The sequence below is a fragment of the Xanthomonas sp. JAI131 genome, assembly GCF_013410075.1.
Lineage (GTDB): Bacteria > Pseudomonadota > Gammaproteobacteria > Xanthomonadales > Xanthomonadaceae > Xanthomonas_A > Xanthomonas_A bonasiae.
This window is the reverse complement of sequence record NZ_JACCCN010000004.1, coordinates 382,398-401,036: the sequence shown is the minus strand read 5'-3', so window position 1 is coordinate 401,036 and position 18,639 is coordinate 382,398. Positions and strand designations below refer to the sequence as shown.

12 protein-coding genes are annotated in these 18,639 nt (G+C 69.3%); 7 read left to right on the top strand and 5 right to left on the bottom strand.

Annotated features, from left to right (window positions below):
- Window positions 1-4: 4 nt before the first annotated feature.
- Window positions 5-577: a hypothetical protein gene (locus tag HDC36_RS18190; RefSeq protein ID WP_179570109.1), complete on the bottom strand. Its 573-nt coding sequence runs from the start codon at window positions 575-577 to the stop codon at window positions 5-7.
- A 164-nt stretch (window positions 578-741) separates the two neighbouring features.
- On the opposite strand from HDC36_RS18190, the gene HDC36_RS18185 reads away from it, so the two are divergent.
- Both HDC36_RS18185 and HDC36_RS18180 read left to right on the top strand, forming a co-directional pair.
- Window positions 742-945, top strand: a complete 204-nt coding sequence (locus HDC36_RS18185; protein ID WP_179570107.1) for a DUF465 domain-containing protein — start codon at window positions 742-744, stop codon at window positions 943-945.
- Window positions 942-1,520, top strand: coding sequence for a DUF488 domain-containing protein (locus HDC36_RS18180; RefSeq protein WP_179570105.1), 579 nt, complete (start codon window positions 942-944; stop codon window positions 1,518-1,520). Before HDC36_RS18185 ends, HDC36_RS18180 begins: the two co-directional genes overlap by 4 nt.
- A 295-nt stretch (window positions 1,521-1,815) precedes the next feature.
- Here HDC36_RS18180 and plsB read toward each other — a convergent pair whose 3' ends face one another.
- Both plsB and HDC36_RS18170 read right to left on the bottom strand, forming a co-directional pair.
- Entirely contained in the window at window positions 1,816-4,485 is a 2,670-nt protein-coding gene (gene plsB / locus HDC36_RS18175; protein WP_179570103.1) for a glycerol-3-phosphate 1-O-acyltransferase PlsB, read from the bottom strand.
- Entirely contained in the window at window positions 4,485-5,429 is a 945-nt protein-coding gene (locus HDC36_RS18170) for a hypothetical protein (RefSeq protein ID WP_179570095.1), read from the bottom strand. The genes plsB and HDC36_RS18170 overlap by 1 nt, the downstream gene beginning before the upstream one ends.
- Before the next feature lie 389 nt (window positions 5,430-5,818).
- On the opposite strand from HDC36_RS18170, the gene HDC36_RS18165 reads away from it, so the two are divergent.
- The 4 genes from HDC36_RS18165 (at window position 5,819) to HDC36_RS18150 (ending at window position 14,696) form a co-directional block, all read left to right on the top strand.
- Window positions 5,819-8,884 carry a discoidin domain-containing protein gene (locus tag HDC36_RS18165; protein WP_179570093.1) on the top strand — a complete coding sequence of 1,022 codons (3,066 nt, stop codon included), beginning with the start codon at window positions 5,819-5,821 and terminating at the stop codon, window positions 8,882-8,884.
- Window positions 8,881-9,939, top strand: coding sequence for a LacI family DNA-binding transcriptional regulator (locus HDC36_RS18160; protein ID WP_179570091.1), 1,059 nt, complete (start codon window positions 8,881-8,883; stop codon window positions 9,937-9,939). Before HDC36_RS18165 ends, HDC36_RS18160 begins: the two co-directional genes overlap by 4 nt.
- Window positions 9,940-10,030: 91 nt before the next feature.
- Entirely contained in the window at window positions 10,031-13,060 is a 3,030-nt protein-coding gene (locus HDC36_RS18155; protein WP_179570089.1) for a TonB-dependent receptor, read from the top strand.
- Window positions 13,061-13,178: 118 nt separating this feature from the next.
- The gene (locus HDC36_RS18150; RefSeq protein ID WP_179570087.1) at window positions 13,179-14,696 is read left to right on the top strand and encodes a tryptophan halogenase family protein; all 1,518 of its coding nucleotides are present in this window, start codon (window positions 13,179-13,181) and stop codon (window positions 14,694-14,696) included.
- Window positions 14,697-14,900: 204 nt separating this feature from the next.
- On the opposite strand, the gene pyrF is transcribed toward HDC36_RS18150, so the two are convergent.
- Together pyrF and HDC36_RS18140 are read right to left on the bottom strand one after the other, a co-directional pair.
- A complete protein-coding gene (gene pyrF, locus HDC36_RS18145; RefSeq protein ID WP_179570085.1) occupies window positions 14,901-15,635 on the bottom strand; it encodes an orotidine-5'-phosphate decarboxylase in 735 nt (244 codons plus the stop codon).
- Complete coding sequence (locus HDC36_RS18140) at window positions 15,632-16,525, bottom strand: 5'-nucleotidase, lipoprotein e(P4) family (RefSeq protein ID WP_179570083.1); 894 nt, start codon at window positions 16,523-16,525, stop codon at window positions 15,632-15,634. The genes pyrF and HDC36_RS18140 overlap by 4 nt, the downstream gene beginning before the upstream one ends.
- Before the next feature lie 343 nt (window positions 16,526-16,868).
- On the opposite strand from HDC36_RS18140, the gene HDC36_RS18135 reads away from it, so the two are divergent.
- Entirely contained in the window at window positions 16,869-18,599 is a 1,731-nt protein-coding gene (locus tag HDC36_RS18135) for a ShlB/FhaC/HecB family hemolysin secretion/activation protein (protein ID WP_255432803.1), read from the top strand.
- Window positions 18,600-18,639: the final 40 nt, after the last annotated feature.

Genomic DNA, 18,639 nt, shown 5'->3' with positions numbered 1-18,639 from the left:
CGGCCTACGGCATCCAGACCAGGTTCTGGGTCTGCGGATCGGCAGTGACCTTCTCGATCTTGCCGGCATCGTCGAAGGACACCTGGAACTCGCCGAAGCTGGTCAGCCAGTAGCGCCACAGCTTGGCGTCCAGGTTCGGATTCTCGCTGCTGATCGGGTAGCCCAGCGCCATCAGCGTCTGTTCGCGGGTCATGCCCTTGGTGACCCGGCTGCTGCCGATCGCCTCGCGGATCTTCGGCGGATACGCCGCCAGCTTGAGCTTGGGATCCTGCGCGATCACGTAGCGCTGGGCGAAGGCCTCGTTGCCGAGGTCGCGGCTGTAGTCGTTGCCGATCGACTGCTTCTGGCCGTCGATCAGCACGTTGACCCGATAGCGGCCGTAGCCGGTGACCTTGACCGGGGTGCCGGCGGGGATCACCCGCTTGCCGTTCTCGGCGTAGTTGCTGTCGCTGATCCAGCTGCCGTCGCTGCGCATGTTGCAGCACAGGAAGCCGTCGTACTTGGTGTCCGCCGCCGCGGCCAGGCCGGGGAGGGCGGTGGCCAGGACCAGGGCGAGCAGGGACTGGGTGGGGCGCATGGAAGACTCCTTTCTGGGCGGCGCGGCGGCCGCGGTTGGCGGTGCCGCAACGCGGCGCCGTGCCGGTTCCCGGCGCGTGCATTGTGCCGGCAAGCGCGGCCGCGGAAAACGCCGGCGGCGCGCACGGTGACGGCGGGTGCGCTGGCTGTGTATGCTCGGACGCAATGGACGACATGACGCCCGCCGAGATCTCCTTGCGCATCGACGCCCTGCGGCGCGAGCACCGTGCGCTCGACGAACAGATCCAGCGCACCCCGGCCAACCTCGACGACGAACTGCAGGCCAAGCGGCTGAAGAAGCGCAAGCTGCAGCTCAAGGATTGCATCATGCGCCTGGAAAACCTGCTGATCCCCGACGAACCGGCGTGAGCGCGGCGACGTTCTTCAGCATCGGCCACTCCACGCGTGGCCTGGACGCGTTCCTGGAGATCCTGCACGGCGCGCAGATCGCGCACCTGGCCGACGTGCGCGCGTTTCCGTCTTCGCGGCGCTTCCCGCAGTTCGACGGCAGCACGCTGGCGCGCAGCCTGGCCGCGGCCGGCATCGGCTATACGCACTTTCGTGCGCTCGGCGGGCGCCGCGACAGGCAACCCGGCATCGACCCGCAACGCAACGGCCACTGGCGCAGCGCCGGTTTCCACAACTATGCCGACTACGCGCTGGGCGCCGACTTCGGCGAGGCGTTCGCCCAGTTGCGCGCGCTCGGCAACCGCGGCGCCTGCGCGGTGATGTGCGCCGAAGCCGACTGGCGCCAATGCCACCGCCAGATCGTCTGCGACCATCTGCTGCACCACGGCCACCCGGTGATCCACCTGCTCGACGCCAGGCGCCGCGAGCCGGCGACGCTCAACCCCGCCGCGCGCAGCGATGCGAATGGGCAACTGGTCTATCCGGCGAACATCGCGCCTGCCGGGCCGGTCACTGGCGATCTGTTCGGCGGCTGAGCGATTCGATCCGTACGATGTCACCCGTAGGAGCGGCTTCAGCCGCGACAAGGCCTCGCCGGGAGGCGTCTGTCGCGGCTGAAGCCGCTCCTACAGGGCTGTCGCTAGCGGCGAGAAAAACAGCATGCGGTGGCCGCCTCAATCCTGCGGCACCACCGGCTCTTCCGGCTTCGCCGCTTCCGGGCTGACCCGCTCGATGGTGTGGCGCAGTTCGCGGCGCGCCAGACAGACGCATCGGCGCCGTGATGACGAACGCGTCGCCACGCGCCTGGTTCTCACCGCCGTACCGGTGCTCTCACTCCGAAACCGGAGTCTCTTCCGGCTTGGCCGCTTCCGGGCTGACCCGCTCGATCGTGTGGCGCAGTTCGCGACCAAGAATGAACTTGGCGTCCTTGGCCCATGCGTCCAGGCGCTCGTCGAACATCAGCTTGCTGTTCTCGTCCGGCCACACCAGTTTCAGTTCGCGCAGCTTCTGGATGAAGCCGCGGAACAGGGTCTTGTCGAAGAACTCCGGCGCGGCCGGGGCGTACAGCAGGCTCAGGCGTTGCGCGGCCTGCTGGCACAGGCTTTCCAGTTCGCCGGCGCCGAGCTTGCCGGGGCCGTTCTTGACCAGCACCGAAATGGCGATGTAGTAGCGCTCGAACGCCTGCTGCAGCGAATGCCCGATCGCGCGCAGGCGGAACACTTCGTCGGTCTGTCCGGTGTTGCGCGCCAGCACGCCGCCGTCGTCGTCGTTGACCTGCAGCAGCAAGCCTTCGCGCACGAACACCTCGATGGTGCGCTCGATGCGTTCGGCGAACTGGTCCTCGCTCCACGGCAGGAACAGTTCGGCCTGCAGGAACGGGTACACGGTGCGGCCCAGCCGCAGCAGGCCGGAGCGGCTCATGCGGCGGTTGTTCTGGAAGCAGCACGCCACCCACGAGGAGGCGGTGAACAGGTGCAGCACGTTGTTGCGGAAGTAGCTCAGCAGCACCGCGTTGTCGCCGTTGACGCTGAGCACGTCGCCGAGCGGATGCGGCGTGCGGGTCAGCACGTTGATCTCCTCGGCGTGGGCGATGATGCGCTCGGGCGAATGCGGGGTGACGGTGACCCGGTCCGAGTACGGCAGTTCGGCCAGCAGCTTCTTGCACAGTTCGATCTGCGCGATCAGGTCGGCTTCGCCCATCGCGTGCTTGGGCGTGGACAGCAGCGCCAACGCCAGCAGGTTGACCGGATTGACGTCGGCGGCGGCGTTGATGTGCACCTGGATCTGCTCGGCCAGCGCATCGACGGTGCCGTTCAACCAGCTCGGTTTCTCGTCCTCGCCCAGCGGCTGGCCGTCCCAGTCCGGCGCGCGCTGCGCCAGCACCTGGCTCAGCGCGATCGGCTCGCCGAAGTTCACCACCACCTGGCCGTAGTTCTGCTTGAGCACCTTGGGGATGCTCCACAGCAGGCCCCAGATCGATTCCTTCTCCTTGGGCCGGCCGCTGAGTTCGTCGAGATAGCTGTTGCCTTCCATCAGCTTCTCGTAGCCGACGTAGATCGGCTGGAACAGCACCGGCTTGCGCGGCTGGCGCAGGAACGCGCGCAGGGTCATCGCGATCATGCCGCCCTTGGGCTGCAGCAGCCGGCCGGTGCGCGAGCGCCCGCCTTCGACGAAGTATTCGATCGAGTAGCCGCCGGCCACCAGCTGCGCCACGTATTCGCTGAGCACCGCCGAGTACAGCGCGTTGCCGCGGATCGAGCGGCGGATGAAGAACGCGCCGCCCTTGCGCAGCAGGGTGCCGACCACCGGCAGGTTGAGGTTGATGCCGGCCACGATGTGCGGCGGCACGATGCCGCGTTCGTACAGCAGGTAGGACAGCAGCAGGTAGTCCATGTGGCTGCGGTGGCTGGGCACGTAGATCACTTCGTGCCCGGGCGCGGCTTCTTTCAGCTTGTCCAGGTGGTGCACCAGCACGCCGGCGTAGATGCGGTTCCACACGTGGGTGAGCAGGAAGCTGGCCGAGCGCACCACCGGGCTGGAATAGTCGGCGGCGATCTCCCAGGCGTAGGCGTGGGCCTTGCGCCAGGCGTCCATCGGCTTGCTGTTGTCGCGCTTGGCCTGCGCGGCGATCGCCTCACGCACCGGCTCGGCGGCCAGCACCTGGTCCACCAGCAGCCGGCGGGTCGACAGGTCCGGCCCGATCACCGCCTCGCGGATGCGCCGGAAGTGGGTACGCAGCACGCGCTGCAGCTTGCGCACGGTGCGTTCCGGCGGCAGCCCTTCCTCGATCGTCAGCCGCATCGACACCGGCGGGGCGAAGCGCACGATGGTGCTGCGGCCGTTGAGCAGCACGCCGAGCAGGCGGCGGAAGCTGCCGACCAGCGCCCAGTTTTCCGAGAACAGCACCGCGAACCAGCCGCTCTGCTTGTCCGGGGCGCGGCCGACGAAGATCGACACCGGCACCAGGTGGATGTCCAGGTCCGGGCGCTCGCGGTGCGCCTGCAGCAGTTTGGCCAGCGAATCGGAATGGGTCTTGGCGCCGCGCTGCTCGGGGATCAGCGCGTTGTTGCTGCTGCGCCGCGACAGCGCCAGGTAGGCGCGCTTGCGCCCCAGCGGGTCGCCGGGCAGCGGCACCAGCGGCGACGGCAGGCCGGCCTCGCGGCAGGCCTTGTCCAGGATCAGCGCGTTGGACAGGCCGTAGTCCTCCAGCACGTAGACCACCGGGCGGCCGTCGTCGTACTGGCCGGGTTCGGCCGGTTCGATGTTCAGGCCCAGCCACGGATCGGCCACGCGCCCGAGCAGGCGCGCCCACAGCGGCCGCTTGGCGGCGCGCGCGGCGAGCACCGGGCTCGGCAGCGCTGCAGTGCCGGTAGCCGGCGGCACGCTGCCGGCGGCATCGCCGCTGGCCGGAGAGGCGGGCGCGTGCGCCGGGTCCGAGGCGCGCGCAGCCGCAGCGTCGTCGGGAAAGGGGAGGGGATTTTGTTCTGGCATCGGCGTCATTATCGCTTAGCCGGCGCTGCGGGGTCGGCGGGCGGGGCCGTGGGCGCCTCGGCCGGGGCCGTATGCGGTGCCGCGGCGGTGGCCAGCAACGCGTCCACCTCGTGCAGGGTATCGCGCAGATACCAACGGCCCTGGCGGCGCACCAGGACCGCGGTGGTGTCGATCTGCGCGCCGCCCAGCGGGTACTGGATGCGCACCACCGCCTGATCGCCCTGCTGGCTGACCAGCCCGGTGCGCAATTCGCGCGCGCTGGCGTCCAGGTCCAGGCCGTAGCCGGCCAGCACCGTCTTCAGCTCGCCCAGGAACGGCCCGAGCCGCTGCAGGCTCTGCTCCATGCCCAGGCCGTGCAGGTCGGCGTCGCTGCGCAGGCCGGTGCGGCGCGCGGCGGCGCTGAGCTGCGCGATCGCCGCCTGCGCGCGCTTGCGCTCGGCCAGCGGCGCGTGCTCGGCCCAGCCGCTCAGCGCCTGGACCAGCTGCACGTAGTGGCCACGCTGTTCCGGGGTGTAGTCGCCCTGGTTGCGCAGGTATTGCACGCCGAACAGGCCCAGCGAGTGCGCGGCCTGGCGCAGGCTCGCGCTCTGCCCGCCGAACTGCGCGTCGAAGGCGCGCTGCAGCTGGCGCTCGGCATCCGGCGCGGACAGCGTGTCGAGCACCTCGGGCAGGCGTTCGGCCAGCGGCAACTGGGTCAGCGGCCAGCGGCTGCGGTCCTCGCTCCAGGCCTGCTGCAGCCGTTGATAGTGCGCGGGCGGCACCGCGGCGCGGGCATAGCCGGCCAGGTCGTTGCGCTGCAGCGTTTGCGCCAGTTCGCGCACGGCCGCGGCCGGTTCGGCGCTGGCGCCGGGCAGCTCGGCGGGGCTGCGCTTGCACCCGGACAGGGCCAGTGCGGCCAGCAGCAGCGCGGGAACGACATGCAAGGGTGTGAGCCGGGTCGGACGTGGCGGCATATGGTGCTAGCTCGTTCCCCAAAACGTTCCGCATCTTGCTGGGCGCGCGCGATTCGGGCAAGCCGTGCGCCGCTGGCAGTGCGGTCGTGGCGATTGTCGGGGGCTGGATACCGATGTCGTGCCGGGACAATTCTTGGCCCGATCGGACTGGTCGAGACAACGATGTCGGCGCGATGTCGGTGTATCGCACAGTGTGCCGCCACATTGCGCAATGTTGCGGCGCATCATGTAACCGCTTGCAGTTGCTGTTACCGTCCGCCCACCTTGCCTCGAGGTGGTACTGGACGGGGGTCCCAGTGCGATACATGTCCGAAATCTTCCGAGCACTGTGTCACGCTGGTAGCGGCCGTGGCGGATTGGCCCTGGCCGGCGTCCTGTGTGGCCTGGCCATGACCCTGTCCGCGTACGCGCAGGACGGCCGTTTGCCGCCGCGCGAGGTATGGCGCGCCTCCAGTTCTTCCAGCCAGGTCAAGGCGCAGGCGATCGGCTACCTGATCGACGGCGATGCCACGACCCGCACCGGCGGCGCGTTCAGTCCCGGCCATTGGTTCCAGGTCGACCTGGGCCGCGAGGCGCGGCTTGGCGGTGTGCGCCTGCAATGGGACAGCGCCAATCCGGAAGGTTTCCTGCTGCAGGCCTCGCGCGACGGCCAGCGCTGGGACACGGTCTACACCATGGCCGATTCGATGGGCGGCACCGAGACGCTGTTCTTCGCGCCGCTTAGCGCGCGCTACCTGCGCCTGGCCAGTCCCGAACGCACCGCCGACTGGGGCATCTCGATCTTCGAGATGGAGCCGCTGGGCGCAGCGGACAGCGCACGGCTGCGCGGCGTGCCGGCCGGCGCGGCGGCGGCACTGTGGCAGGGCGGTGCGGCGCTGGCCATGCCCGGCAAGGGCGCGCAGCCGCGGCAGCTGGAGATCGCGTTCCCGCGCGCCTTCGCCAGCGCCGGCCTGCTCGTCGAATTCGCCGGCGCGCATGGCGCGGCGCGGCTGCAGGCGCAGGACGCCGCGGGCCGCTGGCGCACGCTGGCCGAGGATCCGCAGGCCGGGCAGAGCGACAGCGCCTATCTGGCCGGTACCGCGCCGGTCGAGGCGCGCGCGCTGCGGCTGAGCGTGGATGCCGCGCCGGGCGCGGCCGCACCGGCGCTGCGCCGCCTGCGCCTGCTCGGGCCGAAGGCGGTGATGACGCCGATGAAGCGCTACCAGGTTGCCGCGCAGCGCGGCCAGGGCGCGCTGTTCCCGGCCTCGCTGCACATGCAGCAGACCTACTGGACCGCGGTCGGCATCCACGCCGGCCGGCAGAAATCGATCTTCGACGAATACGGCAACCTGGAAGCGTGGAAGGGTGCGCCGCTGGTGCAGCCGCTGTGGCGCGACGCCTCCGGCACGGCCGCCGGCGCCGACGGCCACGCGCTGACGCATGCGCTGCGCGATGGCTGGAAGCCGATGCCGTCGGTGAGCTGGTCGCCGCAGCCGGGGCTGGAACTGCGCAGCGAGACCTTCACCATCGAACACGGCGGGCAACCGGTGACGTTGCTGCGCCACCGCCTGCGCAATACCGGCAGCAGCCCGGTCAGCGGCACGCTGTCGCTGCTGGTGCGGCCGATGCAGATGAACCCGCCGTGGCAGAACGGCGGCCTGTCGCCGATCCACGACATCGCCGTCGAGGACGCCGCGGTGCGCGTCAACGGCCGCCTGCTGCTGGAATCGCTGAGCGCGCCCAGCGGCGCCGGCGCCGAGGCGTTCGGCCCGCACGGGGAAACCGAGATCACCCGCCACGTCGCCGCCGACACGTTGCCCGCGCAGCGCGATGCGCACGACGCCGACGGCCTTGCCGCAGCGATGCTGAACTACGCGGTGACGCTGGCGCCGGGCGCGCAGCAGGACGTGGTGCTGGCGTTCCCGCTCGGCACCGCCAGCGCCGACGCGCAGGGCCGTCTGCCGCCGGCACCGGCGCTGGATCGCGCCGCGCTGCTCGGCGCCGAGGCGCGCGACCCGGGCCGCGGCTTCGATGCGCTGGCCGAGCGCGTGTCCGCCGATTGGCAACGCCGGTTGGGCAACGTCGGCCTGAGCCTGCCCGACGCCAGCCTGGTCGACATGCTGCGCGCGCAGGCCGCGTACATGCTGATCAACCAGACCGGCCCGGCGATGCAGCCCGGCCCGCGCAACTACAACCGCTCCTTCATCCGCGACGGCATGGCCACTTCGGCGATCCTGCTGCGCATGGGCCAGGCCAAGGTCGCGCGCGACTACCTGCAGTGGTACAGCGACCACGCGGTGCACCCGAACGGGCTGGTGTCGCCGATCCTCAACGACGACGGCAGCGTCAACGACGGTTTCGGCTCGGACCTGGAGTACGACAGCCAGGGCGAATACATCACCCTGGTCGCCGACGTGGCGCGCCTGGACGGCGGCCCGGACAGCGTGCGCGCCTACCTGCCGAAGGTGAAGCTGGCGATGCAGTTCATGCAGGAACTGCGCGAGCGCACCCTGGTGCCCGGCTACATGGGCGAGCAGCCGGCGCCGGAGCGCTTCCGCGGCATCCTGGCGCCGTCGATCAGCCACGAAGGCTATTCCAGCCCCACCCACAGCTACTGGGACGACTACTGGGCGCTGAAGGGCTGGCACGACGGCGCGTGGCTGGCCGAGTCGCTGTGCGACAAGGCGACCGCGGCCTGGGCGCGCGAACAGTACGCCGCGCTGCGCACCTCGCTGGCCGCCTCGATCCGCGCCACGATGGCCTGGAAGGGCGCCGACTTCATCCCCGCCGCGGCCGACCTGGGCGACGGCGATCCGAGCAGCGTGTCGATCGCGCTGGATCCCACCGGCCAGCAGGACCTGCTGCCGGAACAGGCGCTGCGCACCACCTTCGCGCGCTATATCGACGACGTGCGCAAGCGCAAGCAGCCCAATGCGCTGTGGGCGTATTCGCCGTACGAGATGCGCAACGTGCTGACCTATGTGCACCTGGACCAGCCGCAGGTCGCCGACGAACTGCTGCAGGACATGCTGCGCGACCGCCGTCCGTTTGAATGGCAGGTGCTGGCCGAAGTGGTGCATTCGCGGCCGCGTTTCCCGCGCTATCTCGGCGACATGCCGCACACCTGGATCGGCGCCGAGTACGCGCGCACCGTGTTCGGCATGCTGATGCACGAGGGCGACGACGCGCTGGTGCTGCTGCCGGGCACGCCGCCGGCCTGGGTCGAGGGCGAGGGCCTGGCGGTGCAGCGCCTGCCGACCGCCTATGGCCAGCTGAGCATGCGCGCGCGCCAGCGCGACGACGTACTGCGGATCGATCTCGGCAGCGGCCTGCGCGCGGGCACCGCGGTGCGCGTGGCCTGGCCCTCGCGCACGCGGCCGGCGCAGGTGCGCGTGGACGGGCGGCGCATCGACGCCTACGACGCCGCCGGGGTGGTGTTGAGCAAGCCGTTCCGGACCCTGGAGGCACGCTGGTGAATCCGCGCATCGCACACGCGCCGGAACAGCGCGCCAGCATCACCATCAAGGACGTGGCGCGCCTGGCCAACGTCTCGGTGGCGACGGTGTCGCGCACCATGAACGGCCACCAGCACGTGGCCGAGCCGGTGCGCGCGCGCGTGCTGGAAGCCGCGCGCACCCTGCACTACGTGCCGCACCATGCCGCGCGCAGCCTCAGCAGCCGCCGCACCCACACCATCGGCGTGGTGCTGCCCGACCTGCATGGCGAATTCTTCTCCGAGCTGATCCGCGGCATCGACACGGTCGCGCGCGAGCGCGGCCTGCACCTGCTGGTGTCCAGCTATCATGGCGAGCCGGAAGAGCAGCGGCTGGCGGTGCGGCGCATGCCCGGGCGCGTGGACGGGCTGCTGATCATGTCGCCCTATCTGAGCACCGACGCCGACGAAGCCGCCGACATGCTGCCCGGCACGCTGCCGGCGGTGCTGATGAACTGCGCCGAGCGCATCGCCGACGCGCAGGTGCTCAACGTGGACAACTACGGCGGCGCACGGGCGATGACCCGCCACCTGCTCGACAGCGGCCATCGCCGCATCGCCTTCATCGCCGGGCCGGACGACAACTTCGATGCGCGCGAACGCCTGCGCGGCTACCGCGACGAACTGCACGAGCGCTGCCCGGACGTGGCACCGCGGGTGTTGCCGGGCGATTTCGACGAAGCCTCCGGCTATCGCGCGGGGCAGGCGCTGCTGCAGGGTGAGCGTCCGGACGTGGTGTTCGCGGCCAACGACATGATGGCGCTCGGCTGCCTGTTCGCCTTCACCCACGCCGGCCTGCGCGTGCCCGAGGACATCGCCTTGGCCGGGTTCGACGACGTGCCGATGGCGCGCTACGTGCACCCGGCGCTGACCACGATGCGGGTGGACATCGCCGGCTTCGGCGCGCGCGCGATGCAGCTGCTGCTCGCCGCGCTGGAGCCGCAGACCGCAGGCGCGGATGCGCCGCTTTCCTCCGATATCGTTCCCCAATTGATCGTCCGTGCGTCCAGTGCCCAGCGAGGACCCGCCATGGACTGACACCGCCCGTCGCGCTCCACCCTTACCGTTTGCATCCAACTAGAAGAAACAACGAATGAACCCGTTTACTGCCCTGGGAGGGGTTTCTGTCATGAAGAGAAAGCGTTCCGCTTCCAATATGCCCGCACGCAGCCTGCTGTGCTGCGCCCTGGCGACCAGCCTGTTCGCGACGATGCCGGCGATGGCGCAGACCAGCACCGCGATCCTGCGCGGCCAGGCCCAGGCCGGCGCCGAAGTGGTCGTCACCAATACCGCCACCGGTTCGGTGCGACGTACGCCGGCGGGGCCCAACGGCACCTACACCGTGATTGGCCTGCCACCGGGCAGCTATACGGTCGAGGCCAACGGCGTCAAGCGCAGCGTGACGCTGCAGGTCGCCTCCTCGTCCACGGTCGATCTCGACGCCGGCACGGCCGCAGCGCCGAGCGGCGACGCCACCACGCTGGGGACGGTCAACGTCACCGCGCCGCCGTCGATGAAGGACGTCAAGACCTCCGAGGTCGGCAACGTTGTCTCGTTGCGCCAGATCCAGCAGCTGCCGCAGGCCACGCGCAACTTCCTCGAGTTCGCCGACACCGTGCCGGGCATGGTGTTCCAGGTCGATGGCAGCGGCAACACCAAGTTGCGCGGCGGCGCGTCCAATGCCAGCTCCGGCAACCTGTACATCGACGGCGTCGGCCAGAAGAGCTACGTCAAGGGCGGCGGCATCGCCGGCCAGAGCGATACCCAGGGCAATCCATTCCCGCAGCTGGCGATCGGCGAATACAAGGTCATCACCTCCAACTACAAGGCCGAGTACGGCCAGATCAGCGGCGCGGCGATCACCGCGGCGACCAAGTCGGGCACCAACGAATTCCACGGCGAGGCGTTCTTCCGCTACACCGACCAGGACATGCGCGACAAGCGTCCGGACGAGAAGGACACCGAGAAGACCGATTCGCAGATCAAGGAATACGGCTTCGCGCTCGGCGGCCCGATCATCCAGGACCGCATGCATTTCTTCGTCGCCTATGAGGGCAAGGAGAACGCATCGCCGAAGACCGTCCTGGCCAGCCCGGAAGCCAGCCCGTACGTCGGCTACCTGCCGTCCAACCTGTCCAGCCAGTACGGCCCGGCCAACCTGCCGTTCACCGAAGACCTGTACTTCGGCAAGATCGATTTCGAACCGACCGATCGCGACCGCATCGAGCTGAGCGGCCAGTATCGCGACGAGACCCAGGTCGCCAACATCGGTGGGCAGAGTGCGGCCGACCACGGCACCAACAAGATCAACAAGGACAAGCGTGCCAACCTGCGCTGGCAGCACAGCGCCGACAACTGGTTCAACGAGTTCATCGTCGGCACCGAAAACTCGGAGAACAACCCGACGCCGATGAGCATCGGCAACGGCATTCTCTACAACTACCTGTCCCCGCGCGCCGGCTCCAACGACGTGGACGAGTACAGCTTCCTGCAGACCGGTTCGGCCGGTGGCGCCAACGTGCAGCGCAAGAGTCAGAAGGGCTGGTTCCTGCAGAACGACCTGACCTTCACCAGCTTCCAGTGGCATGGCGAGCACACCATCAAGATGGGCGTGAGCTACAAGGACATCAAGCTGACCTCGCAGGACGCGGCCGCGCTGAATCCGCAGTTCAGCTACTCGGTGGACGCCAATGGCGTCGCTTCCACGCCGTACCGCGTGGACTTCGTCGCGCCGTACACCACGCCGGGCCAGAAGGCCACGGTGGAGTCGCCGTCCAAGCAGTACGGCATCTACATCCAGGACGACTGGGCCGCGACCGACAAGCTGATGATCAACATCGGCGTGCGCTGGGACTACGAGAAGAGCCCGGCCTACACCGACTTCGTCACCTCGCAGGACTTCGTCAACGCGCTGTACGCCGACGATCCGGAGAACCCGGGCCATCCGTGGGCCGACCGCCTGCTGCCGAGCGGCATCAACGTGGCCGACTACATCAGCACCGGCAACAACCGCAAGAACTTCAAGGACGCCTGGGCGCCGCGCCTGGGCTTCTCCTACGACTTCTTCGGCGACGAGAGCGCCGTGCTGCACGGCGGTGCCGGCCGTTCCTACGACCGCAACCTGTTCGAGCAGCTGGCGCTGGAAACCAGCAAGGCCGCGCTGTCGCCGGTCGCGGTGTATTTCCAGAACCCGGCCACCGGCCAGTGCTATCGCTCCGACCGCGTCTGCACCGCGTGGGATCCGCGCTACCTCAACGGCGTGGATCAGCTGACCTCGATCCCCGGCGTCAGCGGCAGCGCCGAGCTGTTCATGTTCAACAACAAGCTCAAGACGCCGTATAGCGACCAGTACAGCATCGGTATCAGCAACCAGGTCGGCGACTGGCTGACCGACGTGACCTTCCAGCGCATCCTCAGCTACGACGGCTTCGCCATGTCGCTGATCAACCGCTATCCGGACGGTTCCTATTTCCAGAACGGCAGCGCGCCGTGGGGCGAGCCGGTGCCCGGCTACCAGAACACCATCATCGGCAGCAACGGCCTGGAGCAGCGCAGCAGCCAGGTGCTGTTGTCGGCGGAGAAGCCGTACACCAAGGAGTCGGGCTGGGGCTTGAACCTGTCCTACACCCACACCAGCGCGCGCCAGAACCGCAACATCGACGAGCCGTACGCGTTCGACAAGGCGACCATCCACGACTATCCGTTCGTGAAGTCCGACGCCGTGGCCGCGCACCGCTTCGTCGCCTCCGGTTCGATCGACGGTCCGTGGGGCGTCACCTTCGGCGCCAAGCTGGTGCTGGCCACGCCCGAGCCGATCAACACCATCGCCTGCTACGGCAAGGTCGATGCCGATGGCGGTACCTGCCAGCAGGTCGGCGTGGTGCCGCCGGCCAGCGGCAAGTTCCTGCTCGGCGGCAAGATCTGGGGCTACCGCACGGTGGATTTCCAGGCCACCAAGGAGTTCGCCGTGTACAACGACTACAAGCTGTCGGCGCGCATCAATCTGCTCAACGCCTTCAACTTCAAGAACTACACCTCGTACGTGTACAACGGCTTCGGCTCCAACGGCCAGTTCGATCCGGACATCACCATCAACAAGACGGGCGATATCAACTATTTCCCGCGCACGGTGAGCTTCGAGATCGGCGCCAAGTTCTGATCCACCGCCATCGCCCACGCGCGTGCCCGACCGGCGCGCGTGGGGTTTTCCGGACGGGGCCGCTTGGCCCCGTTCGCGTATCGGATACTCCCCTCTTTCCGCACAGGACCGCGCACGCATGATCGCCGCCCCTCTCCGCAACCTGGTCATCGTCGGCGGCGGTACCGCCGGCTGGATGGCCGCCGCCGCGCTGGCGCGCGTGCTGGGCCCGGACTACCGCATCACCCTGATCGAATCGGAACAGATCGGCATCGTCGGCGTCGGCGAGGCCACCGTGCCGCACATCAAGGCCTTCAACAATCTGCTCGGCATCAACGAAGCCGAGTTCGTGCGCCAGACCCAGGGCAGCTTCAAGCTCGGCATCGAGTTCGTCGACTGGCACCGGCCGGGCACCTCCTACATCCACGGCTTCGGCACCGAGATCGGGCATCCGCTCGGGCTGCTGCCGTTCCAGCAGTACTGGTTCAAGCAGGCGCTGGCCGGCAAGGCCAAGCCGCTGGGCGCCTACACGCTCAACACCGTGGCCGCCAAGCGCGGCAAGTTCATGACTTCGGCCAGCGACGCGCCGCCCAATTCGCCGCTGGCCAACATCGCCTACGCCTACCATTTCGACGCCTCGCTGTACGCGGCGTTCTTGCGCCGCTTCTCCGAGCAGCGCGGGGTGACCCGGCGCGAAGGCATCGTCGAGGAGGTGCAACTGCATCCGGAATCGGGCGATGTGCTTTCGGTGCGGCTGGCCTCGGGCGACACGATCGTCGGCGACCTGTTCATCGACTGCTCCGGTTTCCGCGGCCTGCTGATCGAGCAGGCGCTGCATACCGGCTATCACGATTTCACCCACTGGCTGCCGTGCGATCGCGCGCTGGCGGTGCCCTGCGCCAAGGTCGGCCCGCCGACGCCGTACACCCGCGCCACCGCGCGCGCGGCCGGCTGGCAGTGGCGCATCCCGCTGCAGCACCGCACCGGCAACGGCTACGTGTATTCCAGCGCGCACATCAGCGACGACGAAGCCGCAGCCACGCTGCTGGCCAACCTGGATGGCGCGGCGCTGGCCGATCCGCGCCCGCTGCGCTTCGTCACCGGGCGCCGCAAGCAGGTGTGGAACCGCAACGTGGTCGCGCTGGGCCTGGCCAGCGGCTTCATGGAACCGCTGGAATCCACCAGCATCCACCTGATCCAGTCGGGCATCTCCAAGCTGCTGGAGCTGTTCCCGCGCGAGGGCATCAGCCCGGTGCTGGTGCAGCGCTACAACGACCGCATCGCCTTCGAGTTCGACCGCATCCGCGATTTCCTGGTGCTGCACTACACCGCCACCGAGCGCGACGACAGCGACTTCTGGCGGCAGTGCCGCAGCATGGCGATCACCCCGGAGCTGCAGGCGACGCTGGACCTGTTCGCCGACAGCGGCCGCTTCTACCGCAACGGCGAGGAGATGTTCGCCGAGATCAGTTGGGTGCAGGTGATGGTCGGGCAGGGCATCCTGCCGCGCGCCTACCACCCGCTGGTGGATCAGGTACCGGCCGCGGACATCGAACGCTTCGTCGCCAGCATCGAGCAGACCATCGGCCATTGCGTGGACGCGATGCCGCCGCACCAGGCCTTCATCGACCGCTACTGCGCCGCCGCGCCACGCTGAGCGGGCTGCCCGGATCGCGGGCCGGGCATAAAAAAAAGAGGCCTCGCGCACCAAGGCGCGGGCCTCTTCAAAATCCGACCGAAGCCGGAGAACGGTTTGTGGCGCATCTCCGGCAACGCCGGACGCTGCGCATGCTACCGGCAGTGCGCAGCTAATGCAATGGTTTAAGTTTTATTGGCTAAGTCGTTGATATTTATTGATCGATCAACGCGCTGCCGCATGCGCCAGGGTCGCGGCGATCTCGTGCTGGATCGCTTCGGCCGCGGCGCGCGGATCGGCGGCCTGGCGGATCGGGCGGCCGACCACGATCGCATCGGCGCCATCGGCGAAGGCCTGGGCCACACCGACGGTGCGCTGCTGGTCGTCGCCGACCGGGCCGCCGGGGCGGATGCCCGGACACACGATCGAGAAGCCGGCACCGGTGGCACGGCGGATCGGCGCCGCTTCCTGGCCGGAGGCGATCACCCCGTCGATGCCGGCGGCCTGCGCGGCCAGGGCGCGTTCCACCACGACGTCCTGCGGTTCGCGGTCGATGCCCATCGACGCCAGGTCGGCGCGGCCCATCGAGGTCAGCACGGTCACCGCCAGCAGGCGCATGTCGCCGCCGTTGGCGGCGGCCGCGGCCTGCATCATCGCCGGGTGCCAGCCGTGGATCGTGCAGTAGTCCACCGGCCACTGCGACAGGCGCCGGATCACCCCGCCGACGGTGGCCGGGATGTCGAAGAACTTCAGGTCCACGAACACGCGCTTGCCGCGCGCGGCCAGGGTCTCCAGCACGTCGAAGTATTCGCCGGAGGCCAGCAGCTCCATGCCGATCTTGTAGAACGCCACCGCGTCGTCGAGCCGCTCGATCCACTCGATCGCCTCGGCGCGGCCGGGCACGTCCAGGGCGAAGATCAGCCGTTCGCGCGCCTCCAGCGCCAGCGGCGCGCGGCTCACTGCGCCAGCTCCAGCGCGTCGCGCTTGGCCTGGTGGCGCGCGGCGCGGGGCTGCGCGAAGTCGTTGTTGAACAGCGCCGGTTCCCAGGAGCCGTAGCTGGGGTTGGGCAGCATCCACCAGCGCTCGCCGAACCAGTCGTGGTACTGCTGCAGCAGCTGCGCGCGGCCGTCCGGGGTGTTGGCCACGACCTGCACGAAATCGCCGAGCTGGTCGCCGAACTGCATCAGCACGCGGTACTGCTGGCCGACCAGCTTGCGCCGGCAGTTCTTCTCCGAGCCGTTCTGCTCGCAGTCCTTGACCACCGTGCCCAGGCCCAGCAGCACGCTGTTGTCGGCCACCGGCAGGCCGGCGCTGCGCAGGTTGGCCAGGGTCGCGTCGGTCAGGTGCACCGCGCGGTTGGACACGTACAGCACGGTGATGCCCTTGGCGGTGGCGGCCTTGGCGAAATCGACCACGCCGGGGATCGGCTTGGCCTTCTTCTCGGCCACCCACTGGTCCCAGCTGACCTCGTCGTATTCCTTGCCGTTGCGGATCAGCCGCGCCTGGTACGGGGAGTTGTCCAGCACCGTCTCGTCCACGTCCATCACCACCGCCGGCTTCAGCCCGGCCGCGGCGTTGCCGCGCTCCTCCGGCACCAGCGCGTCCCAGTTCGGCTCCTGCAGCGCCGCATCCAGGCGGTCGGCGGCGGCGCGGTAGGTCTGCTCGGCCACGGCCCGGTATTCGGCCGAGCGCTGCATCCACAGCACCGCGTTGAGGTTGTCGTCGCCGGCCACGGCGGTGTCGGCGGTCTTGGCGGCCGGCGTCGCGGCATCGGTGGCCGGCGCCTGCGGCTTGCAGGCGGACAGGGCGAGCACGGCGCAGGCCAGTGCGGTGCGGGCGATCGGGGTCATCGGGCGCGGAAACCTAGGCGGGGAATCGACCGATTTTAGCGGGTTGCGGCCGTTGCCGTGGCGGGACGGACACGCCCACCCGGCGTCCGGGCCAAGGCGCCAACGCCTCGTCACCCGTGTACACAACCGTAGACAAATGTAGCCGAGGTGGACGACGTTCCAAATCGAACGGGGTCTGCGTCACGCAACGCCGCAGACGTTAGGGGATCCCCCGACAGCGTGTCGGGGAGACCCGGATTCTCCAGTCGTGTGGTGTGCACCACAGTTCGCCCCGCATGCACGCGAGGTGCAGCGCCAGTCGGAAGGATGCGATCGACGCCCTGCGCAGGCAGGGAAACGCCGGATGCGTAACAGGGGAACTACCGTGGTGTCGTTGAGAAAGGGAACCGTCCTTGCCGCGTTGGCGGTATGCGCCTGCGCAGGCCGCGCGTTGCCGGCACAGGCCCAGGACCTGCCGACCACGCTGGACCGCCAGGAACAGCTGCGCCAGGCCGAAGAGGTGCAGCGCAAGCAGGAACAGGACCGGCAGGCGCCGTTCGCCGGCCCGCGCGAGCCCGTGGCGCCGGCCGACATGCGCAGCATCGCGCTGCCCACCGAAACCCTGTGCTTCCCGATCCAGCGCATCCAGTTGGGCGGCGCCGGCGCCGATGGCGCGCGCTTCGCCTGGCTGTGGCTGTCCCTGCGCCAGTACCAGGGGCGCTGCATCGGCCGCGAGGGCATCGATCTGATCCGCCGCCGCGCGCTCGACCAGCTGGTCGCACGCGGTCTGGTCACCACCCGCATCGGCGTGCCCGAGCAGGACCTGTCCAGCGGCCGCCTGCGCTTCGAGCTGATGCCCGGCCGCTTGCGCCAGGTCCGCGTTGAGTCTGCCGATGGCCGTGCGTTCTGGCGCAGCGCCTTGCCGCTGCGGCCGGGCGACCTGGTCGATCTGCGCGCGATCGAGCAGGCCGTGGAGCAGTTCAAACGGGTGCCCTCGCAGGACGCCAAGATCGACATCGCCCCGGGCGAGCAGCCTGGCGAATCGGACCTGGTGATCACCCTGCAGCACAGCCGGCGCTGGCGCAGCGTGCTCAACGCCGACGACTCCGGCGTGCGCGCCACCGGCCATGCGCAGGGCGGGATCGACTTCGCGCTGGACGCGCCGCTGGGCATCAACGACCTGCTGTCGATCGGCTACAACCACGACCTGGTGGATCACGGCGCCGAGCGCGGCACGCGCGGCAACAGCCTCAGCTACAGCGTGCCGTGGGGCTGGTGGACGTTCGCGCTGTCGCTGTCGTCCTACCGCTACCACCAGCGCGTGGACGGCTACCTGCAGAGCTTCCAGTCCAGCGGCGAATCCAACAGTGCCCAGCTCGACCTGCAGCGCGTCGTCCATCGCAACGGCAGCAGCAAGACCACCGCCGGCGTGGTCGTGGCCAAGCGCGAGGCGCGCAGCTACCTGGACGGCATCGAGATCGGCATCCAGCGCCGCCACACCACCAGCGCCGAGGCCTACCTCAGCCATCGCCGTTACCTGGGACCGATGCAGCTGGACCTGCGCCTGGCGCACCGCCGCGGCACGCCCTGGTTCGACGGGCAATGGACCGGCTACGACCCGGCGGTGGGTTTCCCCAGCTTCCGCTACGGCGTCACCACGCTGGACGTGAGCACCGGGCTGCCGTTCAAGCTCGGCAGCATCGCCGCCAGTTGGGACAGCAGCCTGCATGCGCAGACTTCCTCGCACCTGTTGCTCGGCTCGGAGTTCGTCAGCATCGGCGGGCGCTACAGCGTGCGCGGCTTCGATGGCGAACGCACCCTCGGTGCGGAACGCGGCGCGTACTGGCGCAACACGCTCAACCTGCCGGTGCAGCGCCTGGGCATCGTCCCGTACCTGGGCGTGGATGCCGGCCGCATCGGTGGCCCCAGCGCCAGCGGGCAGGACGGACGCAGCCTGGTCGGCGCCTTCGTCGGCGTGCGCGGCGCGCGCGGCGGACTCACCTGGGACGGCTTCGCCGGCTGGGATCTGCACGCGCCACGCGATTTCGATACCGCGCAGCCGGCCTACGGCGTGCGTGTGACCTATCAGTTCTGACCCTGGGCCGCCGCCTGGCGGACCGGGTTTTTGTTTTTTT

Coding starts and splice junctions, on each gene's coding strand:
- HDC36_RS18150 (WP_179570087.1), top strand. CDS start 13,179: ATGATCGCCGCCCCTCTCCGCAACCTGGTCATCGTCGGCGGCGGTACC.
- HDC36_RS18155 (WP_179570089.1), top strand. CDS start 10,031: ATGAAGAGAAAGCGTTCCGCTTCCAATATGCCCGCACGCAGCCTGCTG.
- HDC36_RS18135 (WP_255432803.1), top strand. CDS start 16,869: ATGCGTAACAGGGGAACTACCGTGGTGTCGTTGAGAAAGGGAACCGTC.
- HDC36_RS18170 (WP_179570095.1), bottom strand. CDS start 5,429: ATGCCGCCACGTCCGACCCGGCTCACACCCTTGCATGTCGTTCCCGCG.
- HDC36_RS18165 (WP_179570093.1), top strand. CDS start 5,819: ATGACCCTGTCCGCGTACGCGCAGGACGGCCGTTTGCCGCCGCGCGAG.
- plsB (WP_179570103.1), bottom strand. CDS start 4,485: ATGACGCCGATGCCAGAACAAAATCCCCTCCCCTTTCCCGACGACGCT.
- HDC36_RS18185 (WP_179570107.1), top strand. CDS start 742: ATGGACGACATGACGCCCGCCGAGATCTCCTTGCGCATCGACGCCCTG.
- HDC36_RS18140 (WP_179570083.1), bottom strand. CDS start 16,525: ATGACCCCGATCGCCCGCACCGCACTGGCCTGCGCCGTGCTCGCCCTG.
- HDC36_RS18190 (WP_179570109.1), bottom strand. CDS start 577: ATGCGCCCCACCCAGTCCCTGCTCGCCCTGGTCCTGGCCACCGCCCTC.